Source organism: Microbulbifer sp. TB1203, from assembly GCF_030997045.1.
Classification (GTDB): Bacteria; Pseudomonadota; Gammaproteobacteria; order Pseudomonadales; family Cellvibrionaceae; genus Microbulbifer.
Map to the genome: position 1 here is coordinate 2,440,018 of NZ_CP116899.1, position 13,608 is coordinate 2,453,625.

Below are 13,608 nucleotides of genomic sequence, written 5' to 3' on the forward strand. Positions count from 1 at the left end.
TGCGCGCAGCGCACCCTACATCTGCTACCGTACCAATTGCCGGAACCGCATCAGTTCCCCGAGGCGGAAGCCGGTGTAGTTGCCCACTATCAGGATCAGACCCAGCAGCACCAGCAACAGTTCCGGGAAGTTGAAGGTCCAGTGCTCCACGTAGCGGTTGGTCATCACCCACCAGGCGAGCACCGCCACCAGCAGGCTGCCGCCCGCCTGCACCACCACTTCGTAGGGGCCGTCCTCCTCCCACACGATGGACATGCGCTCGATGGTCCAGGCCAGAATAATCATCGGGAAGAAGGTCACCGTGAGCGCCTGCTCGATGCCCAGCTTGTAGCTCACCACGCTGATGGCGCCCATCAGTATCACCACCGCGACCACCACCGCGGCGATCCGGGCTACCAACAGCAAATTGAGCCGACTGAGGTAGAAGCGCACCCACAGCCCCAGCACCAGGATCAAAACAAAGATCGACAGGCCGGTGAACAGCCGGGTCTCGATAAAAGCGACGGCCAGCAGCACCGGCATAAAGGTGCCGGAAGTGCGAATGCCCACAAAGACCCGCAGTAACACCACTACCAGCGTACCCACCGGCACCAGCAGGATCAGCTTGAAAATGCTCTGCTGTTCGATGGGTAGACTGTAGATGGAGAAATCCACCAGCGCTTCCTTCTCCCGGCTGGTGCTGCGCATGGCCACTTCCCGCGCAGGCACATCGTTGGAGATCACCGAGAAGGTCACTCTGGAATTGCGCCCGCCCTCCACGTCCAGCAGGCTCTTGCCGCCGCGCTGCCAGATAAAGAATTTTTTCGGCACGCCCGGCAAGCCGCTGTGGGGCTCGAACACCACCCAGCGCTCGCCGTCGTAGACCTCCAGCAGGTCCTCCGGGTCCAGGCGCCGGCGGTCGTCCTCCAGGTAGAGGCCGCGGATACGGTGCGCGGGTATTTCCGCGGCGGACAGCACCACCAGTGCCACGTCCACCAGGGAGCGGTCCTTGTAGTAGCCGAAGATCAGGTTTCGATCCTGGTTGCGGCTGTCGCCCAGGGCGATGAGCAGTTGGGTAGTAAAGGTCTCGGTATCCGAGGAGCGCTCCCGCGCGCTGTCCACCAGGGAATAGATGGCGAGACGCACCGCCTCCTGTTCGCGGGCGCCGAGAAAGGGTTTCTGTACCTGGGTACTCAAATCCAGCGGTTGCTCCAGCGCCGCCCCCGGTGTCTGGTGAACGTCCAACTGGTAAAAGAGCGACTGGGGGCCGAAGGCTGAACGACGCGACCAGACGGCGCGGTACTCGTCGTCCTCGCTGACAATATTGAAGCCGTAGCCGGAAGAGCTGAAGCTCTCGTTCAGCACTTCCATATTGCGCTGTTCCCGCGGCAGGGTCAGCGCGGCCTTGACCGGGCCGTCATCGGCGGTGAAACGCACCTTGGCCTCGATGGTCCAGACGGTGCGATACTCCCCCGGCAGCAGCGGGAAGCCCAATTCAATGTTTTTGTAAATCGTCAGGCCCGCACCCATAAGCGCAAGCAGCCCAGCGATAATATAAACCTGAGCGCGCGGCGACATCCGCCAATCTCCATAATTTCTACTGGCGCGCGAAGATAGGCGCAGCGCCGAACGTTGTTATCTGGACGAGTATTTCGGGGCTACTTGTACGAGCGGTCCCGGGGTCGGCCCTGCACGTGCTGGCGGCTCACGTCCACCACCGCGGCGTCCTTGAGGAAGTTGCGCCCCACCAGCAGCGGGTAGTCGGAAGCGCCGCGATCGGTCAGGTTGACCTCCACCATATGGGTGACCTCGCCCACGGTGAGGCTCATCTCCACCACCGGCCGCCGCTGGCTGTCGAAGCCCGGGCGCGTCACGCGCACAAAACGCTTGACCGGCAGCTCGATCGTCACCGGCTCCGCCTTTTTCTCGTCCGGGTCCGTCAGTTCGAAACGAATCCAGTCCTTGCCGTCCCGCTCGAAGGGCGTCAGCTTCTGCGCGCTGAGGGAGGATGTGGGAGCACTGGTATCGACCAGCGAGCGCAGGCGCAGGCCACCGGGCTCTATAGCCACGGTTTCCACCGACCCGAGCACCAGCTTGTCTTTTGCCACCGGCACTTCGACCAGCCTTTCCCGGGTGCGTTCGATAATGCGCTCGACCACTTTGACTTCCGGCTCGGCGCAGGCCAGCTCCACCGGGGGCGGGCACTGCGCCTCCGGGATATCGGTGGCGGCTTCGCCTGTGGCCGGCTCGGCCGCCGGAGCCTGTCTCCCGGGTGCCTGACGCTGCAACATTTCACAGCCCACCAGCAACTGGGAGGCCAGCAACAGCGACAAAATGGGAAAAATCCGCATTCTTAAATACTACCTTAGGGCCTCTCGGCCACCCCTGTGTGCAAAGCTTGTCCCTGCATTTTCTGATATCGGGAAATCCCTGCCCCCTTTTTTGCAAAGGCCGGATAGTAACCTATCCGCCCGGGATCTGAACAGCGACTGCTCGACAGCTCGCGGTTCTCCGACGGGAGAAATCAGCCGAGCCGGAGGCGCGCGTCTATGTCGCCGAGCAGCTTTACCAGGGGGGCGGCTGTGGCTTTGTCCTTGAAGTGCTCCTCGGCGATGGGTGCGATACCGCACTGTCGCGGCAGCGGCTGTTCCCGCTCGACCAGCAGGCTCATGCGCGGCAGGAACACAAACTGCAGCCACTGGGGCAGGCTCAGGGTATCCACGCAAAAGGGTTCGCGGCTGGCCAGGGCCTCAGCGGGGGGCGGTTCCGCCTGCCACAGGTCGAGGCGGCGCAGTTCCACCTCCAGTTGGAGCAATTGGTCGGCGACGTCTGAGTAAATCGACTGCATAGCGAAACTATTATTGTGCGGGTTGCTCTCTTTCCCAACCCCTCTCTCTCGCAAGCGGGAGAGGGGCCGGATTCCGGCCAGTTATTCGATCCGCCGGGTAAAGGGCGGCAGTGAATCCAGGATAGCCCGGCCGTAGCGCCGGGTGACGATACGTCGGTCCAGCAGGATCACGGTGCCGCTGTCGGATTCGGTGCGCAGCAAGCGCCCGCACGCCTGTACCAACTTGAGCGCGGCGTCGGGCACGGTGATCTGCATAAACGGGTTGCCGCCGCGGGCTTCGATCCACTCCGCCAGCGCCGCCTCGATGGGGTCGTCCGGCACCGCGAAGGGCAGCTTGGCGATCACCACCTGGCGGCAGTAGTCGCCGGGCAGGTCCAGGCCCTCGGCGAAACTGGCGAGCCCGAAGAGCACGCTGCTGCCGCCCCCGTCCACCGTCTCCCGGTGAATTTCCAGCAGTTGCTGGCGGGAACGCTGCCCCTGCACCAGGATGCGGTTGCGCCAGGTGCCGGGCAGCGCCTCGTACACGGTTTCCATCTGCCGGCGGGAGGAGAACAGCACCAGTGCACCGCCGGAGTCCTGCAGCAGTTCCGGCAGCGCATCGATCACCGCGTTGGTGTGGGCGTCCGCATTGCCCGCGTCCACCGCGGCGGCGGGCACCCGCAACTCCGCCCGGGAAAAGTCGAAGGGGCTGGGCACCACCTGGTAGCTGGCGTTGTCCGGGGTGCCGGCGCGCATTTTCAGGCGGTCGAAGCGCCCAAGGGCAGTGAGGGTGGCGGAGGTGAGCACGGCACCGAAACAGCGGCGCCAGAGGCTGTACTCCAGGGTTTTGCCGGCGAGGATCGGCGAGCTGCATACCTCGAAATCGGTGGAGCCGCCCCAGTCCACCAGGGTGACCCAGCGCGCCTGGGGCAGCGCGCCCTCGGCGTCAGATCTGGAATAGTTGGCCCAGAGCTGCAGGTTGGCCTCGGCGCGCCCGTACCAGCTGCCCAGTATCGGATACCAGCGCTCCAGGTCCACCGCCGGCACCGGGCTGTGGGGGTCCTCCAGCAGTCGCTGGGCGGACTGCAGCATCTTGTCCAGCAGGGACTCCAGTTCATCGAAGTCCTCGCGCAGCTTCTCCGCCAGCTCCATCAGCACCTCCGGCACCACGCCGCCGGCAAAGCGGTGGCGAGCGCCGCGGCCAGGAGAAGACGAGGTGCCGCCGCGCGGGTCTTCGAATTCACAAATGTCCTCGATCAGCGGCCACAGTTGCTCCATGGACAGCTTGGCGGAACTGAGCACCGCCGGCAGTTGTTCGCCACAGCGGTCTATCTCACCGCCGTCGCCGATTTCGCCCAGCAGTTGACCGAGGTTCTTGTTCGCCTGGTCCAGCCAGCCGGTGGTGGCGCCCACGCGGCTGTGGTGGGAGAAGTGATTGAGCGCTTTGTCCGGCAGGTGGTGGGCCTCGTCCAGCACATAGATGGTCTCCTCCGGCGGTGGCAGTATGGCGCCGCCGCCCAGGGCCAGGTCCGCCAGCAGCAGGTCGTGGTTGGCGACGATCACCTGGGTCTTGCCCAGGCTCTCGCGGGCGCGGAAGAAGCTGCAATTGCTTACGTGTGGGCAGCGGCGGCCGCTGCACTGGCGGTGGTCGGTGGTGACCCGGCTCCAGTCCTCCACCTCCAGGGTATCCGGCCAGTTGTCGCGGTCGCCGTCCCAGCCGCCGGTGGCCAGCTTGTCGGCCATCTCGCGGTAGAGTTTGACCCCCTCCTCGCCCACCTGGGGCTTTTCGTCCTCGTAGAGAGCGAGGCTGACACCCGCACCGCCGGCACTGAATTCCGACAGCAGCTGGTCCAGCTTGCTCAGGCACAGATAGCGGCCGCGCCCCTTGGCGAGCGCGAAGTCGAACTGCAGGCCGCTGTGGCGCATCAATTCCGGCAAGTCCTTGTGGATGATCTGTTCCTGCAGGGCCACGGTGGCGGTGGACACCACCAGTTTCTTGTCCTGCGCCTGGGCCAGCGGAATGGCGGCCAGCAGGTAGGCCACCGTCTTGCCGGTGCCGGTGCCCGCCTCCACCACGCAGATATGCTCGCCGTCGGTCTTGTCGCAATCGCGCTCGCCGCCCGCCGCCCGGGCAATGCCGCCGAGGGTGCGGGCGATGGCGGCGACCATCAGCTTCTGCCCGTAACGGGCCTTGAGTTCGCGCCCGGAGAGGAACCGGCTGTAGGCGGCCTGGATGGTTTCTTTGTCTTTTTGGTTGAGCACTGTGTGGTGGTGAGTCAATTTGTAGGATGGGCAAAGCGAAGCGTGCCCATCAGGTTTGTCTGATGGGCACGCTTCGCTTTGCCCATCCTACTCTCTAGCTATTCATACGCAAGGCGCGAGACCACCGGGTTTGCGTAGGCGCGGATGGCCTTTTCGCGCCAGCGCTCATCGATGTCCGCCATGCGCTTCTCGAATTTCTGCCGCGTCGCCTCATGCTCGTCCGGGTGCCAGGGCCGGGCCGGATAGGAGACCGGCAGGTCCGGCGCCTCGCCGTAGAGCATCTGGTAGGCGATCAGGTTGGTTGGGTGCAGTACGTAGTTGCCGATAATCTGCCGGTCGATCTCCTCGGCGACGGAGGCCACGTCGTTGAAGTCCCCCTCGATCGGCGTACCGAAGGCGGCGTGCACATGCCCCTTTGGGCCGGTGATCCCGCGGGCGATGGTCCCCAGGTCCTCGTGCTCGGCCTTGCGGTACTCCTCCTGGTGCTCGGTGATATACAGCTCCTTGGCCTTGCTGGCATCGCAGGGGTCCCACTCGTAGGAGATGGACAGAGGAACTATATGCAGCTTGCGCCAGAACTCCGCCAAAGGGGTCTCTTTGTCCTTGGTCATCGCGAACATCGCCACCAGCGCCGGATTGGTGCGGTCCATGCCGTCCTTGGCGCGCCCGGAGCGCTGGGCGATCCACACGTGTTCGTTGTCGTTCACTACGGAGTGATAGATGTAATTGGATAGCTGGGTGGCCGCGGCCAGTTTCTCCCGGCGGCTGCCGGCCTGGCGCTTGACCACAAAGCTCTTGTTCAGCTTCATGAGATCGGTGGCGAACTGCTTGGTGAGCAGATTGTCGCCGATGGCGATGCGCGACGTCTCGTGGCCCTCGCGGAACATGGCCACGATGGACAGCGCCGGGTCCATGGCGATATCCCGGTGGTTGCTCACAAACAGGCAGGCGCGGTCCCGCGGCAGGCTGTCCAGGCCGGAGATAGAGAACTCGCTGGTGGTGCGCTCGACGATGCGGTCCACGTACTTGTCGACCACTTCCTGTACGCCGCGCACATCCCGCGCCTTGCGCAGTTCGAAACGCACGAACTGGCGCACCAGCCAGGCCACCGGGCGCTCCAGCATTCGCGCCGCACTCGGCACCAGGAAGTGCGCCAACGCGCGGGACATCTCCGGATCGGCGATCAGCCGGTCCAGCACCGGGCGCACTTCGTCGTCCCGGTAGGGACGGATATCCTCGAACTGGGCGGGATCCAACTCACTCGCTCTCATGCACTCACTACACCAGTTGGCCGCAAAGCGCGGTTTTCTTAATTTGCTTATTTGTGGACGGGAACTCTACCCCGGCCGGGGACGCCGGGCAGGGCGCAGAACATACCGGAAGCGCCGCAGAACTGCCAGTGGTCGGCGATGGGCGGAATGGATGCGGACCAGCGAAATTCAATTCACCACTGGCCACCAACCACTGACCTCGCCAAAGTGGACTTCCCCGGCCACAGCCGGGAGAATAGGCGGCTAATCCCGTCGACGACGGCAAAAACAACGATAACGATAATGATTCCGGGCCTCCGCGGCCCCGCAGTACTCCAGGAGTAACCCTTGAGCCAGCCCAGTTCCGCCGAGCCCCGCAATCCAACCCTGTTGGATGCGCTGATCCCGCTACTGATTCTTATCACACTGCTGTCGCTGTCCGTGTTCTTCTTCGGCGAGGACTCCTCCTACGGCCCCAACCAGATCGCCCTGCTGCTGTGTGCCGGCGTGGCCGCCTTGATGGGCATGAAGAACGGCCACAGTTGGAACGATATGGAAGGCGGCATGCTGCACGGCATCGGCCTGGTGTTCGGCGCCATCCTGATCCTGCTGGCGGTGGGCTCGCTGATCGGCAGTTGGATCCTCGCCGGCACCGTCCCGTCGATGATCTACTACGGCGTGCAGATACTATCGCCGCAGTGGTTCTATGCCGCCAGCTGTATTATCTGCGCCGTGGTCGGCCTCAGCATCGGTTCCAGTTGGACCACCGCGGGCACCCTGGGCGTGGCACTGATGGGCATCGCCGGGGCGCTGGGCCTGTCCCCGGCGATCACCGCCGGCGCGGTGATTTCCGGCGCCTACTTCGGCGACAAGATGTCGCCGCTGTCCGACACCACCAACGTGGCCGCCGCGGTGACCTCCAACGACCTCTTCCTGCATATCCGCCATATGCTGTGGACCACCATGCCCGCATTCGCGCTGGCCCTGGTGGCCTTTGCGGTGATCGGCCTCGCCGCCGACACCGGCAGCGCCTCCGCCGCGGATATCCAGTTGATGCTGAACGCCCTGCAGGACGAATTCAATATCTCCGCCGTGAGCCTGCTGCCGCTGGCGCTGCTGCTGTTTATGGCCTGGCGCAGGATTCCCGCCTATCCCACGTTGATTATCGGCGCGCTGGTGGGCTGTGTTATCGCTGTGATTTTCGAACCGGAGAGCACTCGCCGCCTGGCGGGGGGAGAAGGCGGTGCCCTGGACCTGCTCAAAGGCGCCTGGATCAGCCTGTTCGACGGCTACAAGTCCACCTCCAGCAACGAGAATGTGGCGGCGCTGCTGTCCAAGGGCGGCATGAGCAGCATGCTCAACACCATCTGGCTGATCATCTCCGCCATGGCGTTCGGCGGCGCCATGGAGCGGGCCGGTTTCCTGGAGCGCATCGTCAACTGGGCCCTGTCGGGGGTAAAAACCGTCGGCGGCCTGATCACCTCCACCGTGCTCACCTGCTTCGGCATGAACGCCGCCGCCGGCGACCAGTATATGGCCATCATCATCCCCGGGCGCATGTTCCGCGAGGCGTTCGCCGACAAGGGGCTGCACGGTCTCAACCTGTCGCGCACCCTGGAGGACTCGGGCACCATCACCTCGGTGCTGATTCCCTGGAATACCTGCGGCGCCTATATGAGTGCCACCCTGGGCATCGCCACCTTTACTTACGCGCCCTTCGCGTTGTTCAACCTCCTCTGCCCACTGCTGGCCATCGGCTACGGCTGGTTCCACTTCAAACAGATGCCGCTGTCTGCCGGCGCGGACACTTCCGCCGTGGCACAGGCACATGCCCAGCCGCAGTAGTGCGATGGGGGAGAGCGGCACCCTCGGCGAGCTGATCGCCGGAGCGCAGTTCAAGCTGCGCTGGTTCGATCTGGGACGGCGGGTACAGCCGCTGACCCGCACCCAGGCAGAGGCCTTCGAATCCGGCCGCTCACCCTGGCCGCACCCCTACCTGCGCCACGCCTGGACAGGGCTGCTGCTGTGGCCGGAGGAAGGCGGAGAACCTGCGGTCTGGTTTCTGCGCCTGCCCCTTGATGAACAGGGAAAACTGCAACTGCCGGTGCGCGACGGCTTTCTGCGCCAGCTCACACAGCAACTGTGCGCCGACAGTGGCGGGGACCCGACCGCGCGCCTGCAAAGCGTCCTGGACCGGAGCGAGCTGGTATTCGATCCGCTGCCGGAGCGCCGCGCCAGCTTCCACGCCCGGGCCGGCCTGTTGCTGAAGCGGCCTCCCAGCGAGCACTACGCCGCGGCGCTGGAGTACTGCCGCGACCCGGACACCCGGCCCTGGGACCGGTTGGCCCTCCAGGGCGTCGCCGATCTGGCGGCGCGCTGGGAAGAGCACGGCGCGCTGCTGCAACAGAGAATGGTCAGGCTGGCGGCTCCGGTATTTATCAATCTGTGCCAGTGCCTGGAGAACGAGGCCATCGATCACCGGCTGGCGGCGGGGATCATCGACCGCGCCCGTTCGCAACTGGCCGGCGGCGCCGCGGATTACACCCCGGTGGCCGCCGCCGTGCGCGGCATTTCCCATTCTGTCGCCGGTGGGTTGCGCCGGGAATTTCTGCGCGAAGTCCTGCAGGGTTCCGCAGGGCGCGACAGAGAAGTACTGGCGGCCATCGGCAGCCGCTGTCCGCGAGATCTGGAGCGAGCGGAAATTGCCGAGCCCTGGCTCGCCGCGCTGGCGGAAAACCTGGACCAGGAAACTTTCAACCTGCTGCTCACCGACCTGCTGTTCCTGCCCCAAGTGCGCCCGGTATTGCTGGGGGCACTGCGCAACCCGGCGCGCCCGGAATCCCTGGCGCGCGCATTCGGAATACTGCTCCGGGGCTCGCTGCCGACCCACTAGCCCGGATACCTTGGGGCGCCCCGGCAACACAAAAATATTTTGACGCGCAAAGCCACCATGGGTTTAAAGAAATTTTTATACAGTTTTTTACAAAAAAAATTTTCGAAAATTCCGCAATAGTCTACAGAGCGATTTGGCGGATAACCCTTCAAATTTAGGTATTTTGTCACGCCAAACTGGCACAAAATTTACCCAGACTTTCCCCCTGGCGGTTATTTTAACCGTGCGCCTATTACACTCCATTGGGCGGTATCTTTGTAGAAAAGATTTTTACAAAGCAGACCAAACAGGTGACGTTTTATTGTCTATGCTAATGGCTAACATCAACGGAAAGGAGTTAGGGGATGAATTTCACTCCAGCCAAGTACTTAATCGGAATTATCAGTGCACTGGTTTTGGCAGGTTGCTGTGCAGCGCCAGTCCCGCCGGCTTACTGCCCTCCGGGCTCTGAACAAATTCCGCTGTCAATGGCCTGCCCCGCAGACGCAGATTGTTGGATGGCTTCCGACAATGTCCGCTGCATGAAAGTGGTCAAGTAAGATTACTTTCCGGCAAGCCTAGCAATGCCGCTTTTCGAAGCGGCATTTGCATTTTCTACGCCACCGTATTTTGGGGCTTTTGGCAACATAGGGTGAAAAACCTGCTGAGAGCCTGTTTGAACTCTTCCAAGACTGGCCGACAGGCCCGTTTGCGGCTAGCATAAGCGGCTTTTTACGAGCCAATAAATCCGCACCGCTATGACAACTGAATCCCGTTCCGCCGCCATTGCCCGACTCCAGTCCCACTACCAGCAACACAAATGGTCCCTGCGCGAACTGTTCGCCACTGATCCCGACCGGGCCCAGCGCTTCAGCCTCGAAGCTGCGGGCCTCTATCTCGACTACAGCAAGAACCACCTGCGCGACGATACCCTGCAGCTGCTGCTGGACTGCGCGGAACAGCTCGGATTACCGCAGGCGATCGCCGACTTGCTGGCGGGCGCCGAGGTGAACAACACCGAACGCCGCCCCGCCCTGCATACCGCTCTGCGCTTCCAGGGCGAACCGCAAAACGAACACGAGCGGGCGGTGGCCGACTGCCGCACCCAGATGAAGCGGTTCTCTGAAGAGGTACACAGCGGCCGCTGGCGGGGCTTCTCCGGGGAGCCCATCCGCCATATCGTCAATATCGGCATCGGCGGCTCCGACCTGGGCCCGCGCATGGCCGTGGAGGCGCTGTACCCCTGGCAGCGGGAAGATATCAGTGTGCATTTCGTGGCCAACGTCGACGGCGCCGACCTGAGCGACACCCTGTCGCGACTGCCCGCGGAGCAGACCCTGTTTATCGTCGCCTCGAAATCCTTTTCCACTCTGGAGACCCGCCAGAACGCACTCTCCGCGCGCCGCTGGATACTGGATGCGGGCTGCCGGGAAGATCAGCTGGAGCAACACTTTGTCGCGGTGAGCAGCAATATCGTCGCCGCCCAGGACTTCGGCATAGCCCCGCAAAATATCTTTCCCATGTGGGACTGGGTGGGCGGCCGCTATTCACTCTGGTCCGCGATCGGCCTGCCCATCGCCCTGGCCTGCGGCTTCGAGACCTATGAAGCACTGCTGGCCGGCGCCCACACCGTGGACCGGCATTTCGCCGAGGCGCCGCTGGCTGAAAACCTGCCGGTATTGCTGGCGCTGATCCACTTCTGGTACCGCCAGTGCTGGGACGCCGGAAGCCAGGTGGTGCTGCCCTACGCTCAGCGCCTGGCGCGTTTCCCCGCCTGGTTGCAACAACTGGACATGGAGAGCCTGGGCAAGGGTGTGAACCGCGAGGGCCACCCGCTCGATTACCCCAGCGGCAGCGTGATCTGGGGCACCGAGGGCAGCAATGGCCAGCACTCCTTCCACCAGTTGCTGCACCAGGGCACCGATCTGATCCCGGCGGATTTCATCGCCATCAAGGAGCCCACCTCCGGGCTGGAAGAACAGCACAAGTGGTTGCTGGCCTGTTGCATCAGCCAGAGCCAGGCGCTGCTGCGCGGCAAGACCCTGGCCGAGGCCCGGCGCGAACTGGAGGACGAGGGCCACACCCACCGGGATATCCACGCCCTCGCCCCGCACAAGGTGGTCCCGGGCAACCGCCCCAGCAACACTCTGATCCTGCAGAAGTTGGACCCGCACAACCTGGGCGCCCTGCTGGCGCTGTACGAGCACAAGGTGTTCGTGCACGGTTTCCTGCTGGATATCAATCCGTTCGACCAGTGGGGGGTGGAACTGGGCAAACAGCTCGGCAGCCGCATCTTCGAAGCGGCGCAGGGAGAGTTACCGAAGGATTGGGACGGTTCTACCCAGGGGCTGGTGAGGATGCTGCTCCCCGACAATTGAGTAGAAACGGTTTCACACTGTGGAGAGCAGGTGCCTGGCGGCGGTCGCCAGAGCGAAAGCAGCGCAGTGTACAAGTGGTACACGAACGCCGCCGGACGCATGCGCAGTAGTTGTAAAACCGCTTCCGGCTGGTTTCCCAGGATCTGCCAGTGCTGATTCCAGCCACCGTTGTTGTACCACTGAATATCCAGCGGCCCGTTCTCAGCCGGGCCCGTTGATATCGAGCACTTTGCCGCTGTTGCGATTGATAATCCGGCAGGTGGCGCTGCTGATCGAAAATGATTTCAGGTTCATTGCCCTGGGCATCGGCAAAGGCTCGATCGCGGTGATAAATTATTGCCTTTACCGCGGCGCGGCCTCGCGCTGACGGGTCTGGATCGCGCCCACCGCGGGCAGGGCGTTGCCGTCCTCGTCGAACATCCCGCGACTCCCGATGCCGCGGCGGTTGCCGACGGCGGGTTCCCACCACATGACCCCCTTGCCGCGGCCGCCCGGGATGGCGCGGACGGCGGCGTCGACGTCGAGCCAGTACCGCATCTGGCCTTCGGGCGTTTGAGGGTATTCCATCGCGTCCGCGCGCGCGGCGTCCTCCCACTCGCCCGACTCGCGCCAGTGGTAGGCGGCCTCGACCAGGACGATGTCCTTGTCGTACGCCTCGACCATGAACGCGAAGTTGGCCCTGAGCTCGGCGAGGGTGCCGTGCCACCAGGGGTAGTAGCTCTGACCGATCACATCGTAGTCGATGCCGTAGCTGTGGAACTTGTCGAAGAACCACTTGGTGCGCTCCATGTCGCCGCCGCGGTCGATGTGGATCATGATCAGCGGCGGCTCGACGTCGTCCGTCGTCGCGGCCTCGACGCCCTCGATTGCGGCGCGGACCAGATCGGCGAAGCGGTCCCAGCCGCCCTCTTGGGAGAGCTGGCCGTCGGGCCACATCATGCCGTCGATCACCTCGTTGCCCGGCTGCACCATATCCGGCCAAGCGCCGGCCTCGCGGAAGGCTTGCATCGTTTCCCTCGTGTACGCGCGCACCGAATCGACCAGTTCCCCGTGCGACTGCCCTTCCCACGCGGCGGGGATGAACTGCTGCTGCGGGTCGGCCCAGGTGTCGGAGTAGTGGTAGTTGAGCAGGAACTTGTAGCCCAGTTGCTTGGCTGCCTTGGCCAGCGAGATGGTGTATTCCAGATCATTGGGCAGCCGGTCGGGTGAGTGAAACAGCCGGAGGCGGACCCAGTTGAATCCGTGGTCGCGGAAGATCTCGAGGCCCGGCTTGACGGCGCCGCCGTCTTTGAACCCGACCCCGCGGTCCTCGGCGGATTTGAGAAAGGACAGGTCGGCTCCGATCGCATATTCGCTATCTGCGGCCCACGCCGGATTTCCCGATAGCTCAAGGACAAACACGACCGCGACGGTAATGTATACCCACTTTGAGAATATTCGATTAATCATTTTTTTAATAAACGCCTCGTGTCGTAGGCGTCCTCCAAGGTGGCGAAGGATGGCGACTCGCCGGGCGGACTTTCGATGGACCAGTCGTGGGGTATCTGCACTTTGCGCCACGGATATGGTTCAGCCTCGGCCAGCTCGATATCACCGCGGTGAAACTGCCAGTTGAAGGCAAAGGTCTCGGTATCCAGCGCTTTTCCGCCCGCTGCGACGCAAGGGCCACTCAGGAGGAAGACAAGCAGCAGGTTCTCGGCGAGGTATTTTTTATGGCAGCGCTGTTAGCCCTTGTCATTTCACAGACGGTGCACAACTGAAAGATTGTCCTTTTGTACCACCAGCGGATGAACATAAGTACTGCTTACCTCTGCATACTGCTGTCCATACGCCACTGCCATTATTTGCTATGGAAACAATACTAATTTCATTGTCATGTGGCATACAACCTGTATGACCTGCACTAATCGTTTGAAGATGCTCTGTCATCATCTGCGAATTAACAATTTTTTCTTTAACTGCGCTGCACCCAAAAATTGTAAGAGACAGGACTGCCATTCCAAGGTGGCAACAGAAACGTAATTTCATGATTATTCCCCT

At 63.0% G+C, this 13,608-nt stretch carries 11 protein-coding genes; 4 read left to right on the forward strand and 7 right to left on the reverse strand.

Annotation, left to right across the window (positions count from 1 at the left end):
• Positions 1-24 precede the first annotated feature (24 nt).
• The 5 genes from PP263_RS10285 to PP263_RS10305 form a co-directional block, all read right to left on the reverse strand.
• Positions 25-1,557: a UUP1 family membrane protein gene (locus PP263_RS10285; RefSeq protein ID WP_308368337.1), complete on the reverse strand. Its 1,533-nt coding sequence runs from the start codon at positions 1,555-1,557 to the stop codon at positions 25-27.
• A gap of 80 nt (positions 1,558-1,637) precedes the next feature.
• A complete protein-coding gene (locus PP263_RS10290) occupies positions 1,638-2,330 on the reverse strand; it encodes a RimK/LysX family protein (RefSeq protein WP_308368338.1) in 693 nt (230 codons plus the stop codon).
• A gap of 173 nt (positions 2,331-2,503) precedes the next feature.
• Positions 2,504-2,827, reverse strand: a complete 324-nt coding sequence (locus PP263_RS10295; RefSeq protein ID WP_308368339.1) for a YqcC family protein — start codon at positions 2,825-2,827, stop codon at positions 2,504-2,506.
• 81 nt (positions 2,828-2,908) lie between these two features.
• Entirely contained in the window at positions 2,909-5,068 is a 2,160-nt protein-coding gene (dinG, locus tag PP263_RS10300) for an ATP-dependent DNA helicase DinG (protein WP_308368340.1), read from the reverse strand.
• A gap of 98 nt (positions 5,069-5,166) precedes the next feature.
• Positions 5,167-6,339, reverse strand: coding sequence for a 1-acyl-sn-glycerol-3-phosphate acyltransferase (locus PP263_RS10305; RefSeq protein ID WP_308368341.1), 1,173 nt, complete (start codon positions 6,337-6,339; stop codon positions 5,167-5,169).
• Between the two features lie 327 nt (positions 6,340-6,666).
• On the opposite strand from PP263_RS10305, the gene nhaC reads away from it, so the two are divergent.
• The 3 genes from nhaC (at position 6,667) to pgi (ending at position 11,568) form a co-directional block, all read left to right on the forward strand.
• Positions 6,667-8,163 carry a Na+/H+ antiporter NhaC gene (nhaC, locus tag PP263_RS10310; protein ID WP_308368342.1) on the forward strand — a complete coding sequence of 499 codons (1,497 nt, stop codon included), beginning with the start codon at positions 6,667-6,669 and terminating at the stop codon, positions 8,161-8,163.
• The gene (locus tag PP263_RS10315; protein WP_308368343.1) at positions 8,147-9,211 is read left to right on the forward strand and encodes a DUF3549 family protein; all 1,065 of its coding nucleotides are present in this window, start codon (positions 8,147-8,149) and stop codon (positions 9,209-9,211) included. The genes nhaC and PP263_RS10315 overlap by 17 nt, the downstream gene beginning before the upstream one ends.
• A 737-nt stretch (positions 9,212-9,948) precedes the next feature.
• Entirely contained in the window at positions 9,949-11,568 is a 1,620-nt protein-coding gene (gene pgi / locus PP263_RS10320) for a glucose-6-phosphate isomerase (protein ID WP_308368344.1), read from the forward strand.
• Between the two features lie 342 nt (positions 11,569-11,910).
• On the opposite strand, the gene PP263_RS10325 is transcribed toward pgi, so the two are convergent.
• Positions 11,911-13,017 carry a glycosyl hydrolase 53 family protein gene (locus tag PP263_RS10325; protein WP_308368345.1) on the reverse strand — a complete coding sequence of 369 codons (1,107 nt, stop codon included), beginning with the start codon at positions 13,015-13,017 and terminating at the stop codon, positions 11,911-11,913.
• An 86-nt stretch (positions 13,018-13,103) separates the two neighbouring features.
• Between PP263_RS10325 and PP263_RS10330 the strand changes: the two genes are divergently transcribed.
• Positions 13,104-13,328: a hypothetical protein gene (locus tag PP263_RS10330; RefSeq protein WP_308368347.1), complete on the forward strand. Its 225-nt coding sequence runs from the start codon at positions 13,104-13,106 to the stop codon at positions 13,326-13,328.
• Here PP263_RS10330 and PP263_RS10335 read toward each other — a convergent pair.
• Entirely contained in the window at positions 13,303-13,596 is a 294-nt protein-coding gene (locus tag PP263_RS10335; RefSeq protein WP_308368348.1) for a hypothetical protein, read from the reverse strand. The genes PP263_RS10330 and PP263_RS10335 overlap by 26 nt on opposite strands.
• Between the last annotated feature and the right edge of the window lie 12 nt (positions 13,597-13,608).